Origin of the sequence: Flavobacterium sp. TR2, from assembly GCF_025252405.1 — a bacterium.
In the GTDB taxonomy this organism is placed as follows: Bacteria; Bacteroidota; Bacteroidia; order Flavobacteriales; family Flavobacteriaceae; genus Flavobacterium.
Map to the genome: position 1 here is coordinate 4,604,142 of NZ_CP104307.1, position 18,335 is coordinate 4,622,476.

Genomic DNA, 18,335 nt, shown 5'->3' on the forward strand with positions numbered 1-18,335 from the left:
TTGAAATTTAGGTTAAAAAATATTACTTCTAGACGTGCTTTTTTAATATACGTTATTGTATCGATTCTCATTACAGTTTCGGCAGTTTACATTTTGAGTAATCTGATTACAGATCTGACCGAAAAAGCCAATGACGATGCTTCGCTGCGCACTTTAATTAAAAAGCAGGAGTTCATGTCTGAAGAATTTTCTAAGTTTCTGGAGCAGGAGAAAAAAATCCAGCACGTTTTAGAAATAAGCAACGCCACAAATCTTCATAATAATCTGCAGCTTATGTCGCTGCTGCAAGCCAGCAATAGATTAATTGAGGATAATTGGTTTCAGATTAATGAAAATCCGATTCAATACGGAAAAAAAGGCATTTCTAATGAGACCAAAAATGATCTAAAAACTTTTCTGCTACAAAATAAAAACGCGAAGCACATCAGTATCGTTGTCCGTCAGGGGAAAGAATTGGTTTGGCGTATTTTTTTCAGATTAGTTTCTGATGATAATACGGTTGTAAAATATGGTTATGACATTAATCTCAGATTGCTTCATACTTATTTTTCTAAAATAGACAAAACAGCTTCAAACTACGCTTTTGTTTTTGACAAAAAAGGGACTTGCGTTTACCATCCCGAAGCTGCTTTTATTGGAAAAAACATTTTTAAAATTTCGTCGTTAGTTTCTTCTGATACGATTTTCCAGAAGAATGAAGATTTTGCAAAAAGAATTACCATGTCTGAGTTTTTAAAGCTAGATGTAATTCGTTATACACAAAAACTAGATGTCAAAAATACTAACTGGTTTATCTGCGTCAATTTTCCTAAAATTTTTGTTGATGAAAATGTAGCAGTCATCAAAAGGTATTCGACTTTAACGTATTCGATTACGACCATAATGCTGCTTTTGATTTTTTATCTTTTCTCGTATGCCAACAGACGCGCTTACCGAGAAAAGGGAATTGTCATAAAAGAGAAGAACAAACTTTTGGTTGAGAACGAAAAAATCATCAAAGAGAAAGCGCTCATCCAGTTGCAGCAATTAAAAGAGCAGATTAATCCGCACTTTTTATTTAATTCGCTCAATTCGCTTTATATGCTGATTGGTAGCGATATTAAAGTTGCACAGAAATTTACTTTAAACCTATCCCGCATTTATCGTTATTTAATTGATCCGCCAGAAAAGAACATTGTTCCTTTGAAGGACGAATTATTATTTATCGAAAAATATATCTTTTTGCAGCAGACCCGTTTTAAAGATGAATTATTTTTTTCTATCGAAATTGAAAACGAAACTGCATTACACAAACACATCCCCTATCTTGCTTTTCAGATTGTGGTCGAAAATGCCATTAAGCATAATAAAGCCACTCAGGAAAGCCCTCTTACTACAAAAATCCTGATTACAGAAGATCAGGTTATCATCAGCAATAATCTTCAAAAGAAGTTGACTGCAGAGCCAAGTACCAAATTTGGGTTAAATTACCTAAAGCGTATTTACAATTATTATCTAAAAACAGAATTTAAGACATCAGAAAAAGATGGCTATTTTGTTTGTATTCTTCCATTAATATCCATTCACTCCTAAAAAAAAGCCACTCACTCCTTTTTGTTTTTTTCCTGAACTAAAATAAAATAGTTTCGGATCGAAAATTAACCTAAACTTAACATCTGATGAAGGAAAAATCATTCCTGCATAATTTGATAATATTTTGCATATCCTTATTACTATTATCGCCTCTTACTGTTCATTCTCAAAAGAAAAAGAAGGACAAAAAAGAGACCGCAACTGAAATTAAAAAAGACTCTACCGATTCTAAAAAAGGTAAAAAATACAATGACCTTGTAAAAAAAGGTTCTGTCAAAAAAGGACTGTTCAATATCATTCAAGTTAAAACTGATGTTTATTTTGAAATTCAAGACAGTTTATTCCAAAGAGAATTTTTAGTTGTAAACAAATTATCTCAAGTTCCTTTTCAAGTAAACGAAGCCGGTTTGAACAAAGGAATGAATTATGAAAACAAAGTCATTAGTTTTTATAAAGACACAATTGCAAAGAAAGTTTGGGTAAAATCGTATGTTCCTAAAGTTTCTTCTCCAAAAGAAGACGCCATTACTCAATCGGTTAAAAATAACTTTTCCGAGTCTATTATCGAAGTTTTTGATATCGAAACAAAGAACAACGACTCGACTTCTGTTGTTATTAAAGTAAATAAGATTTTTGACGGAAAACAAAAAAGCTTCAATGATGTTTTGAGCAACATTGGTTTTGGCGGTTCTGTAAAATCTGATCTTTCATATATAGAAAGTGTAAAATCTTTTCCAAAAAATGTAGTTGTAAAATCGCAGCTCACTACATCTGTAAGTGAAGGCGGACCAGCATTATCGGTAACGCTTGGCGTAACAAGCAATATTGTTTTATTGGATAAAACTCCAATGAAACCACGTTTTTCTGACGACCGAATTGGCTTCTTTTCTGAAAAACATTGGTATTTCACCGATGCTCAGCAGGCAATGGTTGAAAAAGAACTCATTACACGTTGGAAATTAGAACCTAAAAAAGAAGACGAAGAAAAATATTTAAAGGGTGAATTAGTAGAGCCGAAAAAACCAATCGTTTATTACATCGATCCATCGACTCCAAAACAATGGAGAAAATACATTATTGATGGGGTACACGATTGGCAGGCAGCTTTTGAAAAAGCGGGTTTCAAGAACGCTATTATAGCAAAAGAACCTACTGAAAATGATTTAGATTTTGACATTGATGATGTGCGCTATTCTGTAATTACATACGCAGCATCTCCAAAATCGAATGCTATGGGGCCATCTGTGGTTGACCCGAGAAGCGGTGAAATTATCGAAGCGGATATTATCTGGTGGCATAATGTAATGACTTCTCTTCAAAGCTGGATGCGCATCCAAACAGGGCCAATTGATCCTAAAGCTAGAGGAAACAAATTTAGTGATGAACATATGGGAGAGGCAATTCGTTTTGTTTCGTCTCACGAAGTGGGGCATACTTTTGGTTTGAAACATAATATGGGTTCTTCTTTTGCCTATGATGTAGAATCTTTACGTTCTAAAGAATTTACAGCAAAAATGGGCGGAACTGCTCCGTCAATTATGGATTATGCACGTTACAATTATGTAGCGCAGCCAGAAGACAATGTTACAGTTATCACTCCGAAAATTGGAGAATATGATAAATATGCTATTGAATGGGGTTACAGATGGTACTCGCCTAACGACAACGAAACAACAAAACTAAACGCCTTAATTACAAAACATCAAGATGACCCCATTTATTTTTATGGAGAACAGCAGGAAAATATAATTGATCCGCGTTCGCAATCTGAAGATTTAGGAAATGATGCTATGAAAGCTAGCGAATACGGTTTAAAAAACTTAAAACGTGTCGTAGACAATATCTTAAACTGGACTTACGATAAAGATCAGTCATATTATGAAACTGGAAAATTATACATCGGAACGATCGGTCAATGGCAAATGTACAACCGACACGTAATGAACAATATTGGTGGTGTATATTTGAATACAACGGTTCACGGCGACAACAAGCAAAGCTACATTCCTGTCTCTGCAGCGATGCAAAAAAGAGCTGCAGATTATTTAGCTAAAAATGTAATTACCATTCCGCAATGGCTATTCTTTAATGACATTTTGGACAAAACAAACCCGCTGAAGGATTCTCCGCTTGGACCTTACGAATATACTCCGTATACACTTTCTAGAGAATTACAGTACGGCATTATGTATGATTTATTCAGCGACGATCGTTTGCTTAGAATGACTGAAAACGAATTATATCAGCGCAACAAAACCAAAGATCCAGTTTTTACCGTAAATGATTTGTTTAAAAAAATACATCAAAGTGTTTTTGCAGGAACGATTGCTAATAAATCACTGTCGATTCTAGAACGTATGACGCAAAAGAATTACGTAGATGTGTTGGTTGTTTCGACTAATAAATTGTTTGAAAAAACAGATGCTAAAAAATTAATCGACATTCAGCAGACTTTAAATATGCCGCATTTGTGCACCTATTTGGATGATGCGCATATGGCAAGAAATATTAATCAATCTTCTTTAAAAAGAGTTACAGAGGTGACTTCTGATAAAAAAGGAGAACTAAATAAAATCCTTCAATTACTAAAAACTAAAAAGAATACAGGAGATCAATCTACCCAAAACCATTACCGCGATTTGATACAACGAATCGAAAAAGCCCTAAATAATACAACCTTTTAATACACAACCCAAAAACATGAAGAAAATTTTACAAGCCTTACTGCTGTTCCTGGCCATCGCAGGATACTCGCAGGAAACCCGAACCATTACGGGAATTGTTCAAGACGCAGCAGATTCGTCGCCAATTCCTGGTGCATCAATCTTCGTTGAGAACAATTCTATATCGAACAAAACTGCTATGGCAGGTATTATTCATAGCGAAGCAATTGGAACTACCTCAGATTTCGATGGTAAATTCACTTTAAAAATCGCAAAGAACGTTACTACTTTGAGAGTTACTTTCATGGGATACAAATCGTACACTCTTGAATTATCTGCTCAAAAAGATTATACTATTGCATTAACTTCCGAAACAGCAAAACTTCAGGAAGTTCTTATAACAGGTTATCAGAAAATTGAAAAAAGAAAGCTGACATCTGCTATTACAAAAGTAGATATGGCTTCGATCCAACAGACAGGTGTTTCAAGCATTGACCAATTACTGATTGGGCAAGTTGCAGGGGTTGCTGTAACGACTCCATCTGGAGCGCCGGGAGCAGCAGCAAAAATCAGAATTAGAGGTACAGCTTCTTTAAACGGAACTCAGGATCCTTTATGGGTATTAGACGGACTTCCATTAGAGAACAATGATGTTCCTAAAAATTACGATAAAGACAATATCGATGTATTAAACAATTACTCTATTGCTGGTTTAAATCCAGACGATATTAAAGACATTACGATTTTAAAAGATGCCGCGGCAACAGCAATTTATGGTGCTCGTGCGGCAAATGGTGTAATCGTTGTAACTACTAAAAAAGGTAGAAGCGGAAAAATGACCGTTAGCTTCAACACCAATACTTTTGTCACGCAGAGACCAGAATTTTCAAAATTAAATTTGATGAACTCTAATCAGAAAGTTGATCTTGAACTTGATATGGCTAGCCGTGCAGATTTGACATACAGAGACACCGGTGGTGATGTTGCTCGTATCCTGAATGGAGCGAATGAATTAGACGCGTACAGAGCCGGTGGATTCTCTTCTTTGAGTCCGCAAACGCAACAGTCAATCAACAACTTAAGAAGCATTAATACAAATTGGGGTAATTTATTATACCAATCAGCCATTAATACACAGCATGGATTAAGTTTATCTGGAGGCAGCGAAAGATCTGACTACTATTTCTCTTTAGGATATTATGATGAAAAAGGAACTACAATAGGAACTGGCCTTAAGCGTTATAATTTAACCTTAAAAAATAGCTACGACATTACTGACAAATTTAAAGTTGGTGTTGGAATTTTTGGTTCAGACAGCAAAACTACTTCTTATGTTACAGATACTGATGGCTTTACAAATCCTGCAAATTATTCAAGAAATGTAAATCCGTATCTTACACCTTATAATGAAGACGGAAGCTATAAATACGATCCAGATATTGCTTCGTACTCAGATATTAAATTGCCTTTTAATTTCTTAGAAGAAAGAAACAATACTTCGTACGATTTAAAAACGAGAGCAATAAAAGCATTGTTTGATGCTGAATATAAAATCACTAAAGATTTGAAAGTATCAAGCCAATTAGGTTTGCAGTTGGATAATTCTTCTAGCGAAAAATTTGCAGGCAAAGAAACTTTTTATACTAGAAAGCAAAAAGAAAAAACAAGTTACTATTCTGGAGGAGTTCAAAAGTATTTCCTTCCTGAAGGCGGTATTATTCAAAATACAAACACAGACTTTTTTCAGTACAACTTAAAAACAATGGTGAACTATTCTAAACTTTTAGGAGAAAAACACGAAATTGAAGTAATGGTTGGTAATGAATTAAGAAGAAATAAAACAACTTCTATCTTGACAAGAGGTTTTGGTTTTGACGAAAAGAATTTGACTACGCAGCAAATTATTTTCCCTAACTCAAATTCTGTTAATGATGCTATTTACAAAACATACATCAAAACACAAAAAGAAAATGCTTTTGCATCATTCTTTGCAACAGCAGCATATACTTACAACAGAAAATATAGCTTCTACGGAAGTGTGCGTTATGATGGTTCAGACTTATTTGGTGTAGACCCTAAATACAAATATTTGCCACTTTGGTCAACATCTGGATCTTGGTTAGTATCTCAAGAAAATTTCTTAAAAGACAGCAAAACGATTTCTAACTTAAGACTTCGCGCTTCTTATGGTTTACAAGGGAATATTGACAAAAATACCTCGCCTTATGTAGTTGGAGAAAATAAAACCACTACTATTTTACCAGGACAGACAGAACCTATAATAGAAGTAACGACCCCACCAAACAGCAAATTGCGTTGGGAAAAAACAGAAAATACCAACTTAGGTTTTGATCTTGGCGTGTTTAATAACCGCATTAGCATTGTAACAGATTTCTACGGAAGAAAAAGTACCGATTTAATTGGTCTAAAAGCGCTCCCGTTAGAAAATGGTTTTGAATTTACCAACATGAACTGGGCACAAGTAAGCAACAAAGGATACGAAATTGCTTTGGCAACAAAAAACATAGATCGTCCTAACTTTAAATGGAATACCACAATTAATTTTGCTCATAACAAAAGTAACATTGACCGTTTAGAAATAAGAGACAACAGTTATTTGCCAAACCAAGAAGGCCATGCTGTAAACGCCGTTTTTGGGTTTAAAACAAATGGAATTGACGAAAACGGTTATCCTTTATTCGTAAACAAAAAAGGAGAAACTGTAAATGCACAGACTTTCTTTGGTCTATATGATCCTTATGCTGAATTTTTGCCTGGAGAAATTACTCAATCAAGTTTAACGCCAGCAGAATTTAGAGATCTATTTGTTTACCTAGGAGACAGAGATCCTAAATTTACAGGAGGTCTTACAAACACATTTAAAGTTCGCAATTTTGACCTTACAGTTGCAGCATCATTCAATATCAAACAAACTGTTACCAAAACGCCTCCTTACAACGGAACAATAGTAGACAGAGGACAGAATTATACGACTGATATTTTAAACGCTTGGTCACCAACCAATACTTCATCTAATTTGCCTGGTATTACAAGTAAAGATTCTGGTACAGGCGATTCATGGATGGCATACAGCTGGTTTTCTGGTGCAAATCAAATCAATACTTACAATTACTTAGATACGTGGGTTAGCGAAATGAGCTATATGAGATTAAGCAGTGTTCGTTTTGGTTATACATTCCCAAAAACATTCACAGATCACATCAATATCCAAAGTATTCGTTTAAATCTTGAAGCTAGAAACTTATTTGTGATAAGCTCAGATTTCAAAGGTTATTTTGATCCAGAAACTTATGGAAACATTTACGCGCAGCCAGTTCCTAGATCATTTACTGTAGGACTTAATGTTACTTTCTAAAAAACTAAAAAAGATGAAAAAATTCTCAAAATATATAACACTATTCGTTGCTGCTATTGCCTTTAGCAGTTGCGATGACTATCTGGACATTACGCCAATAGGAAAAGTAATTCCAGAATCGCTAGAAGAATTTCGTGCAGTTCTAACCAAAGGATATGCTTCATATCCAGAGCACAAATCATTATCAGCGGTTCGCACAGACGAATTGGTAATGAATGAGGACAATAGTGAAGTTTCTATTTATAAAGATGTGTACTTATGGAAAGATGTAAATCCTGACAAGAGCACATTAGAATTTCACTATCAAGATTTATACAATGTCATTTTTTACACCAATGTGGTTATAAACGAAGCTTCAAAAAAAGTAGAGGCATCTGAAGAGAAAGACCAATTACTAGGAGAAGCTTATGCTTTGAGAGCAATGGCGCATTTTGATTTGGTAAACCTTTTCGGAAAACCTTATAATGCTGCAACTGCCGGAACAGACAAAGGAATTCCGTTGGCTTTAGAAATTGACTTAGAACAAGTTTTTGTACCGCAGAGCGTAGAAGCTGTTTACAATCAAATTATTTCTGACACTAAAGAAGCTGAAAAATTAATCAACATTAGCACACAGCCAAAAGGATTAAATTACCGTTTCTCAAAAGCAGCTTTATTCAGTTTAGAAAGCCGCGTGTATTTGTATCAGCAGCAATGGCAAAAATCATTAGACGCAGCCAACAAAGCTTTAGAAATCAATAATACTTTAATCGATTTAAAAGCAACTCCAGTTCTGGCTACAAAATTTGATGGAAAAGAATCTATTTTAGCGCTTGAAGATGGATATATAGTTGGAATTCAAAGAGCTTCATTTGCTTCTGCAGACTTAATTGCAGCGTACAACAAAACAGCAGACTTGCGTTTCCCTCTTTACTTTTCTGCTAGTGGAAGCCGTTTCAGAATTCTAAAAGGCGGTAATGATAATCAAAAGTCATCTTTCAGAACTTCTGAGCTGTATTTGACAAAAGCCGAAACTTTGTTGAAACTAAATAACATCAACGATTCTAAGGCAATTGTTTTAAATTTCATTAAAAACAGATATTCAACAGCTGGATATGCGCAGTTAGAAGGCGAAGTTAATGCTATGAACGCTGCAGATTTAACAAACTTCATTTACGAAGAAAGACATAGAGAATTTGCTGTAGAAGGCCACCGCTGGTTTGATTTAAGAAGAACAACTCAAAAACAAATCGTTCATAGTTTCTTGAACGTATCAAGCACTCTTATACAAAATGATCCGCGTTATACCATTATTTATCCGGCAAACGCGAGATTGAACAATCCCAATCTATAATACCTATTAAATTCCTAAAAAGGTTCAGCAATATGCTGGACCTTTTTTTTACAAAAAATTTAGACAACAAATCGCCTTCTTTATTGCGAATAATAATTACTGATTTTATCTTTGCATCATAAATGTCCGTAAAATGAAAATCGCTATTGTTGAAGATGAATATCTTGCTTCTAGCTATCTAAAATCTATTTTAGAACAGCAGGATGTGTTATCGATTGCAGCAATCAGCGTTCTAAAATCAGTAAAAGAAGCCGTTGTTTTTTTTAGCGAAAACAAAATCGACCTTGCCTTTATGGACATTCATTTGGGTGATGGAAAAAGTCTGGAAATTTTTGAAAAAACAGATATCTCCTGCCCTGTTATTTTTGTAACAGCTTACGATTCGTATGCCATTTCGGTTTTCAAACATTTTACAATCGACTACCTTCTCAAGCCATTTGAAGAAGAAGAATTGTTGGAAGCGCTCCAAAAATTCAAAAAAATAAAAGACAGTTTTAACAGCGATTCTACAATCCAGTCTTTGGTAGCAATAGAAAATCCTGAAACCAATAAAATCCAGCGCCATTTTCTCGTCAATCACGGCTACAAACTAATTTCTATTAATGAAAACGAAATCACCTATTTTGCTGCCACAGGAAAGCATCTTTTTATTTATGTAAAATCTGGAAACAGCTATTTGTACAACAGCACCCTAACAGAGATTATAAACAGTCTTGATCCGTTCAATTTCTTTAAAATTAATAGAAAGTATATTGTCCATCGAAATACGATAAAAGAAGTCATAAAACATTCCAATCAGAAAATCGAATTGATTTTGACCGTTCCTCCTGTCGAATCTGATCCTATTTTAATAAGCAAAAAAGAAATCAATAATTTCAAAAACTGGCTAGACCAATAAATTAATAATTATTTAGCTATAAATTGATGTCGGTTTCTTAAATTCAAAAATTGCAATATTCACAAATTGGCAATTAAAATCCGACGAAAAGTATCAAAAAGTCGTCAAAACGTTAAATTAGCGTTATAGAAATCATAAAATTAGCCTTTCACAATCAATGAGATAGCTAAAATTTTTGGTTATTTTTTATCTTTGAGAATATACAAATCAAATGTAAAAGACAATGCCACAAAATAGATTTTATCCTGATGAAAAATTCAAAGAAATAGAAATAAATGCCTCATTACAATTAAGATACGCCATTTCGAACAGAGGTAGACTAATAAGTTTTACTGACGACATAGAAAACGGACGCATTTTAAAAGGAGGCTTAAGCGACGGATATCCGACTTTCCGTTTTAAGGTTAAAAAAGACGATAAAATCGTTAACAAATACCTCTTCTTATACAAATTAGTCGCTCAATATTTTATCCCTAAAGATTCTGAAGACCAAACGTATGTGCTGCACTTAGATTACAACAGAGCCAACGATGACGTAAGCAATTTGCGCTGGGCAACCAAACAGGAAATGATGGCGCATAGCCGCAAAAGCCCGCGTGTTATTCAGGCAAAAAAGAATTTAATCGAACACAACCTAAAAGCAGACGGAAGAAAGCTGACAACCACAAAAGTCATGCTCATCAAAAAAATCCTTGCAAGACCCGAACAAAAAACACGTCTTAAAATGATCGCAAAACAGTTTGGCGTAAGCGAAATGCAAATCAGAAGAATTGCCAGCGGAGAAAACTGGGGACACGTTAAAATTTAATTATGAATTATTAATTGTTAATTATTAATTGTCGATTAACAGTTGTCAGGCTGAGCGGAGTCGAAGCCCACGCAAAGTCTTTCCATCTGAATAAAAAATTATAAAAGCCACAGATTACACATATTAATACAGATTTTTTAAAAATCATTTTAATCTGTATAAGTATAATCTGTGGCTCATTTTTATTACCATCAACCACCAGCACCAACAATTACTCACTAAATCACAAAAATCACCTCAGAATTCACAATTTACAATTCACAATTCATTCGGTTTCTGTGAAAAGACCAAAATGTCTGTCTTTAAAAACAAAATTTCAGGTGTTCATATAAAATAAATCCTTAAATTCGCAATCACAAATAACAAAAGAATAAATCGAAAGATGAGTTTCGGAAATATAAACTTCATTTTCGATAGTTAATACTAAAAACAAAAAAAATGAAATACGACGTTATTGTTTTAGGAAGTGGTCCTGGAGGATATGTAACAGCGATTAGAGCTTCACAATTGGGCTTTAAAACAGCTGTAGTAGAAAAAGAAAATCTTGGAGGAGTTTGCCTTAACTGGGGGTGTATCCCAACAAAAGCGCTTTTAAAATCTGCTCAGGTTTTTGATTACCTTAAGCACGCTTCAGACTACGGATTGAAAGTTTCTGAATTTGACAAAGATTTCCCTGCAGTTATTCAACGCAGCCGTGGTGTTGCAGAAGGAATGAGCAAAGGAGTTCAATTCTTGATGAAAAAAAACAAAATTGACGTTATCGAAGGTTTTGGAAAACTAAAACCAGGAAAAAAACTTGACGTTACTGATAAAGACAATAAAGTTACAGAATATAGCGCTGATCACATTATCATCGCAACTGGAGCTCGTTCTCGCGAGTTGCCAAACTTACCTCAAGACGGTGTAAAAGTAATTGGATACCGTCAGGCAATGACATTGCCAACTCAACCAAAATCTATGATTATCGTTGGTTCTGGAGCAATTGGAGTTGAGTTCGCTCATTTCTACAACTCAATGGGAACAGATGTTACTATCGTAGAATTTATGCCAAACGTAGTTCCTGTAGAAGACGAAGATATCTCAAAACAATTTGAGCGTTCTTTGAAAAAATCAGGAATTAAAGTAATGACTAACTCTTCTGTTGAGCGCATTGACACAACAGGCGCAGGAGTAAAAGCATTCGTTAAAACAGCAAAAGGAGAAGAAGTTTTAGAAGCTGACATTGTACTTTCTGCTGTTGGAATCAAAACAAACATTGAAAACATCGGATTAGAAGAAGTTGGAATCGCTGTTGACAGAGATAAAATCTTAGTAAACGCTTACAACGAAACTAACATTCCAGGATACTACGCAATTGGAGACGTTACTCCAGGCCAAGCTTTAGCACACGTAGCTTCTGCTGAAGGAATCAACTGTGTGGAGAAAATCAAAGGTCTTCACGTAGATCCAATCGATTACGGAAACGTTCCTGGCTGTACGTACGCAACTCCAGAAATCGCTTCTGTAGGTTTAACAGAAAAACAAGCAAAAGAAAAAGGTTACGAATTGAAAATTGGTAAATTCCCTTTCTCAGCATCTGGAAAAGCAAAAGCGGCTGGAAATGCTGACGGTTTCGTAAAAGTAATTTTCGATGCTAAATACGGAGAATGGTTAGGATGCCACATGATCGGTGCTGGTGTTACAGATATGATTGCTGAAGCAGTTGTAGCTCGTAAACTAGAAACTACAGGGCACGAAATCCTTAAATCAATCCACCCTCACCCAACAATGAGCGAGGCAGTTATGGAAGCTGTAGCTGATGCTTACGGCGAAGTAATTCACTTGTAAAAATATACCGTTTTACGGTTATATATAATTCTCAATTTATAAAATCCGATTTGTGAAAACAGATCGGATTTTTTTTATTCCCACTAATTAAATCTCTCCTATTTTTATAATTTCCGATGTAGGAAAAAAACAAGCAAAGCAAAAATTTGTTTAAAACTTTACGTAAGAAAATTTTGTCACTAGATCTAAATCGTTATTTTTATTCTTTTTAAATAAGATAAGTGATGAAATTACCTTTTATAGAAATTATCGAAGCCACGACAAGCGATCCTAACTTATTAATGTGGCAGTTTCCCGATGAAGATAAAGAAATCAAAAATGGAGCAAAGCTAACCGTTCGTGAAAGTCAGCACGCAATGCTTTTAAATGAAGGACAACTTGCTGATGTTTTTTCTCCAGGACTTCATACTTTATCTACAGAAAATATTCCAATTCTAAGTAAACTAAAAGGCTGGAAATATGGATTCGAAAGTCCGTTTAAAGCCGATGTTTACTTTTTCAATACACATCAATTCATTAATAATAAATGGGGAACTCCTGCTCCTATCCTAATGAATGATCCACAGTTTGGACAAATCAGAATCAGAGCTTTTGGAAGTTTTGACCTTAAAATAAATGATCCTGCCAAATTCTTCCGTCAATATGCAGGAACTTACAAACAGCTTACGATTTTTGAATTACAAAGCCAATTAAGAGATTTTGTGGCGCCAAAATTCGGAGAAGTTTTAGCCAATGAAAATATAACCGTTACAGATGTAGCTGGAAACATTACCCAATTAGGCAAAAAAATAGAACCGTACCTTAAACCGTATTTTGAGCAATTAGGAATAGAACTTACTCAGTTTGTCATTACAAGCGTAACCTTACCAGAAGAAGTAACTGCGCATTATGATAAAATCACCAATATGAATATGGTAACCGATATGGATAAATTTACCAAATTCAATACCGCAACTGCTATTGGCGATAAAGGAACCGCTCTGCACGATGCAACTCAAAATGCATTGAGTATGGGAATTCTTTTAAATCAGCTGCAACAGAATAAAGAAACTCCAAAACAGGAAACGGGAGACGATTTAACCTCCAAACTTCAAAAATTAAAATCACTGTTTGACGCTGGTTTAATTGATGAAGATGAATTTAAAACTAAAAAATCGGAATTATTAAGCCAATTGTAATGGAAGAGAAAAAAGTCAATTCGTTTTTGAACAGACTCAAAGAAAATGCTCAAAAACAAACCAATTATGGAGGCGAAATGGAAATTACAGAAGCTAAAATGAATGCTAAAGACTGTCCAAACTGTGGCGCTGGAAGAGCCAAACAAGATGGACTGACACATTGTGCCTACTGCGGATTTGAGTTTTTAAACATAAAACTTACCGATGGAGTTTATATCAAAAAAGAAGACAATTCAATTTAAAATTCAACTAAAGTGTTCGGATTATTCAATAAATCAAAAGACAACCAAAATGGAGAATCTGCTCCAGAATGGTACTCAGAACTTCAGGAAAATCAACAAAGATGGTTTGCTTTCTTAGAAAAACTTGACGCTAAAATGGAAGAATTTGCCGCAGCTGCAATTCCAGAGCTTAAAGAAATTATGCAAAGCGATGATGATATATATAAAAGAACCTTTCACAGAGTCTACTCGGGTGTAAACGGTCAGTTAAATAACATTAGAGAAAAAGCCAGAGATGTTTATGAAGAAAAAGTAAATGATGTTTACTACAGTCTCACTTCGCAAATTTCAGTTTTAAGCAAACATCACAATTTGCTTTCAGATTTTAGAAGTGCATGTTCTGATCGTTATAGCGAATTTGAAAATAAATATGACTATTGGAGAAAACAGATAGACAAAACTCAAGAACGCGATCTCGAAACCGAATATCAAAAAATATTAGACGAATACGAAGCCATTAAAAACAAATTCAACTGCACACAATGCGGTGGAAATATCGTGATTGAGAAAATATTTTTAATTGAAACCTATATTTCGTGTCCATATTGCCAAACACAAAATACATTTGCTCCAAGCACGCTCGGCAGAAACCTTCAGAATATTGCAAGAAATCTCGCTGAGCAGCGAACAGCGCATTTGTACGAAGCTTATGAATCCGAAAAAGACAAAGAACGTGATTTGTATCATCAGCGCCATGAATTAAGTTTGAGCATTATTCATGAATCAGATAAAAAAGTAGTTAATGAAGTTCGGGCAATAATGGATGATCTTGAACAGCAAAGACAATTCGCTATTAAAAATGCTCCAAAATTGCATCAAGAATATTTAAGAGCAATGTATGACGAATGGAATAAAATTACGCCAGACTTAAAAGAGCACAACGAAAAAATGTATCAAAATCAATTGCAATACCTATAATTTATTAATCCTTAAAAAATTTAAAAATGTTTAAAAAACTTTTTGGAGCTCTAACAGGAGACAAACAAGAAAACCAGAATTACGAGACTCAGACATCGAATGGCAATTATGAAAATGATTATAAAGATAATTATCAAGAAGTAGAATACGATCCTGAAACTTTGCATGGAACGCATTATTCTGTTGAAGATTTTGATAACGAAGTAGCTGAAAGAGCTGAAGCATGGATTGCAGATGAGCGCGCAAGTGGAGAAAACCTTGACGAAAAAGATATTCAGAACATTTATTTTAATTACAGAAGAACGGTTTATACAGAATGGAACAATTGTGATTCTGACCAAATGATTCGTTTTGAGCATGCAAATTCATTAAAATATACAGGAGTTCAAACTTCTGGATTTGTAAAAGCAGATGATAATAATCCGTTTTTAGAACCAGTACACGGTGTTGATTTAAGAACTTACACAGCAATGTGTCTTAAAATCAGTGCAGGAATCGATTATCTAGAAGTTTGCAAAGCCATGGGATTTGAGCCAGCGGTTTGGGAAGAATTAAACACAATCTGGCCACAGCGTATGGGCGAAGACACTTCGTTTACCGTTACAACTTTATTTGGTCAATATTATGCTGAAAATGTAACTGTTCCTCAGTTAGAAAATCTAAAAGCTGAAATTTCTGAAGAAGGCGCTGCCAATTTAGAAAGAATAAAAAACGATCGTTATTTCTACGAAGAACTTGCTGGAGCAAGACAAGCTGCATACGAATACGGAATTGACGGAGCGCAATGGATTTTGGAAAACTTTGGAATCAATCTTGCTGATTTCCAATCTGTAGCAATGCAATGGATGACAGAACAAAATCAAAATTGGAATTCTGAAGATATCATCGAATTTTCTAATTATCAGCAGGAAAAACAAAAAGAATATGCCGCAAAATTTGCTGCCGAACAAGGAGGAAATATTGCAGACGATGTGAATTTTTAAAATTTATCCCTCATAGTAAAAAACCGATTTGCAAAAACAAATCGGTTTTTTATTCGTTTAAAACTATTCAATTCTATAAAATCATTAAAAATTACATATAATGGAAGAAACAAAAATATTCTACGCCGACGGAGAAAACCCAAAAATGATTGAAGCTTACAAAAGAGCTCAAGAAACTTTCAAATATTTCTGGAGAGAATTGTCCTGGGAATACAGAAGAATAGTTCCAGGATTGGACGTTGCTTGTGTAAAACTGGCTTTTACGCAAGAAATTGAAAACGAAACCATCGTAGAACATATGTGGATTAACGACGTGAACTTTGACGGAGAAACTATATACGGAATTTTGGTAAATGATCCCGATGAATTGACCAATGTAAATAATGGAGACGAAATTGCGATTCCAATTAATCAAATTAGCGACTGGCTCTTTGCAATTGGCGGCACGACGTATGGAGCATTTACAATACAGGCCATGCGCTCAGAAATGAGTGACGAAGAAAGAGCATCACATGATGAAGCATGGGGATTAGATTTTGGCGATTTTAATGATATTCTGGTCGTAAATGAACAGAAAGAAAAACCAGAAAACCTGACAGAACACCCAATGAGCAAAAACATGAAAGAAAGTCTTATTGATTTTGTCAAAAACAACCCTGAAGAAGTAACCGCTCAAGATGAATTAGGCTACACTTTTCTGCATCGAGAAGCAATTGCAGGAAACCAGACATCTGTAGAAGTTTTACTCGAATTTGGAGCAGATAAAAATGCAAAAACAGAAACTGGCAAAACCCCTTTAGATTTTGCTAAAGAATTAAAATGGGCACATTTGCTGCCATTACTACAATAAGATTTTAATAATCCGATCTGCAAAAACAGATCGGATTTTTATTTTTAGAACGCTAAATATTTTTTCATATCCAAACCAAAACTATTCTATTTTTCATCTGTTTAAAATAAAGAATGTGCTACTTTTGCTGCACCAAATCTAAAATGCCACAGAATGAAAAAATTATTCTATACGCTAGTACTGCTAACCTCAGTTCTTTTATCTGCCCAAACAAAAAACGACACTGATTTTGCTGCTCAACTAAAAAATTCTTTTTCAGGATCTACAGACTGTGTCAATGACTTCGAAAAAATACTGACACCAGCCGAGCTCAAATCTTTGAACACCAATTTAAACGGATTCGAAAAAAAGTATCTTTATAAAATTGTTGTTATCACGACCCCTTCTTATTCGCCATTCAAGTCCTTGGAAGAATATACATTGGAACTGGATAAATTTCTATCAAAAGACCCTCGTCTAGACCCAACTCTTTTAATAATCGTAAGTAAAACATTAAGACAGATTCAGGTTATAAGCGTCGATTTTATACGATACAAATTGAGTACTGAAGACACGCAAAATATAATCAGCACCTACTCTGTTCCTGAACTTAAAAAAGGAAACTATTATAAAGCTTTAGAATTGGCTTCAAATGAATTCATGAAAAAACTCCAGCCATAAAATGGATCAAATCCGATTTGTACAAACAGGTCGGATTTTTTTTTATCTTGTCTCTCTAAAAAAACATTAAAATGGTTTAGCCTAGTAAATTTTAAATTGATGGCAACTATAAAAGCATACAGAGATATCGATTTACAGCACTTGAGAAAACTATTCTTAGAGGAAAGGAAAAGAACATTTGCAGATCAGGATATATCAGAATTTAAATTAGAAGATTTTGACAAGCAAACGCAAGGAGAATATATATTGACTGCAATTATAGATGATATTCCTGTCGGATTTATTTCGATTTGGATGCCCAACAATTTTATCCATCATCTATACGTTGATACTAAACATCAGGGAAAAAACATAGGCACAGCATTATTAAAAGCCGCTACAAAAAAAGCAGCATTTCCTATTACTTTAAAATGCCTTGCCAGCAACACAAAAGCAGCTGATTTTTATGTTAGAAAAGGATTTACAGAAAAATCGAGAGGACATTCAAGCAACGGAATCTATATTTTATTTGAACTAACAAAAGAGATAAAATAACTAAAAGGCTAAAGACATGACCCAGATTCAGGATTACAACGATTCTCAAACAGCAGAAAATAAAGAAATCTGCGATCTTCTTTATACCATTATACATGAAAACTTAACAGAGGCCGAAAACAAAATCTGGCACGCCCATCCGGTTTGGTTTCTAGACGGAAATCCGATTGTGGGCTATAGCAAACTAAAAGATTCGGTGAGACTTCTTTTCTGGAGCGGACAATCTTTTGAAGAAGAAAAACTTAAAAATGAAGGTTCCTTTAAAGCTGCAGAAATACGCTATACAAACTCTAGCCAGATCAATGAAGAAGAGCTGAAACGATGGCTCCAAAAAGGCAGAGAAATTCAATGGGACTACAAAAACATTGTAAAACGCAAAGGAGTTTTAATCCGAATAATAACCAAACCCTATTAACCAAAAAACAAAATGAAATTTTTACCCCTACTCGCCTTT

At 34.6% G+C, this 18,335-nt stretch carries 15 protein-coding genes; all 15 read left to right on the forward strand.

All coding sequences use genetic code 11. The features are described 5' to 3' along the window. The 15 genes from N4T20_RS19620 to N4T20_RS19690 all read left to right on the forward strand — a co-directional run bounded on the left by N4T20_RS19620 (position 1) and on the right by N4T20_RS19690 (position 18,296). Positions 1–1,572 (forward strand): histidine kinase, encoded by a 1,572-nt coding sequence (locus N4T20_RS19620; RefSeq protein ID WP_260670752.1) that lies wholly within the window; start codon positions 1–3, stop codon positions 1,570–1,572. An 86-nt stretch (positions 1,573–1,658) separates the two neighbouring features. Continuing rightward, a complete protein-coding gene (locus N4T20_RS19625; RefSeq protein WP_260670753.1) occupies positions 1,659–4,256 on the forward strand; it encodes a zinc-dependent metalloprotease in 2,598 nt (865 codons plus the stop codon). Positions 4,257–4,272: 16 nt separating this feature from the next. Beyond that, a complete protein-coding gene (locus N4T20_RS19630; protein ID WP_260670754.1) occupies positions 4,273–7,611 on the forward strand; it encodes a SusC/RagA family TonB-linked outer membrane protein in 3,339 nt (1,112 codons plus the stop codon). A 13-nt stretch (positions 7,612–7,624) separates the two neighbouring features. After that, entirely contained in the window at positions 7,625–8,944 is a 1,320-nt protein-coding gene (locus N4T20_RS19635) for a RagB/SusD family nutrient uptake outer membrane protein (protein ID WP_260670755.1), read from the forward strand. 133 nt (positions 8,945–9,077) lie between these two features. Further along, entirely contained in the window at positions 9,078–9,842 is a 765-nt protein-coding gene (locus N4T20_RS19640; RefSeq protein ID WP_260670756.1) for a LytR/AlgR family response regulator transcription factor, read from the forward strand. A 223-nt stretch (positions 9,843–10,065) separates the two neighbouring features. Beyond that, entirely contained in the window at positions 10,066–10,650 is a 585-nt protein-coding gene (locus N4T20_RS19645; protein WP_095928832.1) for an NUMOD4 domain-containing protein, read from the forward strand. A 438-nt stretch (positions 10,651–11,088) separates the two neighbouring features. Then, positions 11,089–12,477, forward strand: coding sequence for a dihydrolipoyl dehydrogenase (gene lpdA, locus N4T20_RS19650; RefSeq protein WP_073416603.1), 1,389 nt, complete (start codon positions 11,089–11,091; stop codon positions 12,475–12,477). Between the two features lie 224 nt (positions 12,478–12,701). Beyond that, positions 12,702–13,655: an SPFH domain-containing protein gene (locus tag N4T20_RS19655; RefSeq protein WP_260670757.1), complete on the forward strand. Its 954-nt coding sequence runs from the start codon at positions 12,702–12,704 to the stop codon at positions 13,653–13,655. Next, the gene (locus N4T20_RS19660) at positions 13,655–13,897 is read left to right on the forward strand and encodes a hypothetical protein (protein ID WP_260670758.1); all 243 of its coding nucleotides are present in this window, start codon (positions 13,655–13,657) and stop codon (positions 13,895–13,897) included. Before N4T20_RS19655 ends, N4T20_RS19660 begins: the two co-directional genes overlap by 1 nt. A gap of 12 nt (positions 13,898–13,909) precedes the next feature. Beyond that, complete coding sequence (locus N4T20_RS19665; RefSeq protein WP_260670759.1) at positions 13,910–14,854, forward strand: hypothetical protein; 945 nt, start codon at positions 13,910–13,912, stop codon at positions 14,852–14,854. 26 nt (positions 14,855–14,880) lie between these two features. After that, positions 14,881–15,837 carry a DUF6620 family protein gene (locus N4T20_RS19670; RefSeq protein WP_260670760.1) on the forward strand — a complete coding sequence of 319 codons (957 nt, stop codon included), beginning with the start codon at positions 14,881–14,883 and terminating at the stop codon, positions 15,835–15,837. Positions 15,838–15,937: 100 nt separating this feature from the next. Further along, entirely contained in the window at positions 15,938–16,687 is a 750-nt protein-coding gene (locus N4T20_RS19675; RefSeq protein ID WP_260670761.1) for a DUF2314 domain-containing protein, read from the forward strand. Positions 16,688–16,840: 153 nt separating this feature from the next. Next, on the forward strand, positions 16,841–17,347 hold the full coding sequence (locus tag N4T20_RS19680; protein WP_260670762.1) for a TPM domain-containing protein: 507 nt from the start codon (positions 16,841–16,843) through the stop codon (positions 17,345–17,347). A 99-nt stretch (positions 17,348–17,446) separates the two neighbouring features. Continuing rightward, positions 17,447–17,881, forward strand: coding sequence for a GNAT family N-acetyltransferase (locus tag N4T20_RS19685; RefSeq protein ID WP_260670763.1), 435 nt, complete (start codon positions 17,447–17,449; stop codon positions 17,879–17,881). A gap of 16 nt (positions 17,882–17,897) precedes the next feature. Next, entirely contained in the window at positions 17,898–18,296 is a 399-nt protein-coding gene (locus N4T20_RS19690; protein WP_260670764.1) for a DUF1801 domain-containing protein, read from the forward strand. The last annotated feature ends 39 nt before the right edge of the window (positions 18,297–18,335 follow it).

What these genes read in the sequence shown, in the direction of transcription:
- N4T20_RS19625 (WP_260670753.1), top strand. Translation starts at nt 1,659, where the DNA reads ATGAAGGAAAAATCATTCCTGCATAATTTGATAATATTTTGCATATCC.
- N4T20_RS19630 (WP_260670754.1), top strand. Translation starts at nt 4,273, where the DNA reads ATGAAGAAAATTTTACAAGCCTTACTGCTGTTCCTGGCCATCGCAGGA.
- N4T20_RS19635 (WP_260670755.1), top strand. Translation starts at nt 7,625, where the DNA reads ATGAAAAAATTCTCAAAATATATAACACTATTCGTTGCTGCTATTGCC.
- N4T20_RS19640 (WP_260670756.1), top strand. Translation starts at nt 9,078, where the DNA reads ATGAAAATCGCTATTGTTGAAGATGAATATCTTGCTTCTAGCTATCTA.
- N4T20_RS19645 (WP_095928832.1), top strand. Translation starts at nt 10,066, where the DNA reads ATGCCACAAAATAGATTTTATCCTGATGAAAAATTCAAAGAAATAGAA.
- lpdA (WP_073416603.1), top strand. Translation starts at nt 11,089, where the DNA reads ATGAAATACGACGTTATTGTTTTAGGAAGTGGTCCTGGAGGATATGTA.
- N4T20_RS19655 (WP_260670757.1), top strand. Translation starts at nt 12,702, where the DNA reads ATGAAATTACCTTTTATAGAAATTATCGAAGCCACGACAAGCGATCCT.
- N4T20_RS19660 (WP_260670758.1), top strand. Translation starts at nt 13,655, where the DNA reads ATGGAAGAGAAAAAAGTCAATTCGTTTTTGAACAGACTCAAAGAAAAT.
- N4T20_RS19670 (WP_260670760.1), top strand. Translation starts at nt 14,881, where the DNA reads ATGTTTAAAAAACTTTTTGGAGCTCTAACAGGAGACAAACAAGAAAAC.
- N4T20_RS19675 (WP_260670761.1), top strand. Translation starts at nt 15,938, where the DNA reads ATGGAAGAAACAAAAATATTCTACGCCGACGGAGAAAACCCAAAAATG.
- N4T20_RS19680 (WP_260670762.1), top strand. Translation starts at nt 16,841, where the DNA reads ATGAAAAAATTATTCTATACGCTAGTACTGCTAACCTCAGTTCTTTTA.
- N4T20_RS19685 (WP_260670763.1), top strand. Translation starts at nt 17,447, where the DNA reads ATGGCAACTATAAAAGCATACAGAGATATCGATTTACAGCACTTGAGA.
- N4T20_RS19690 (WP_260670764.1), top strand. Translation starts at nt 17,898, where the DNA reads ATGACCCAGATTCAGGATTACAACGATTCTCAAACAGCAGAAAATAAA.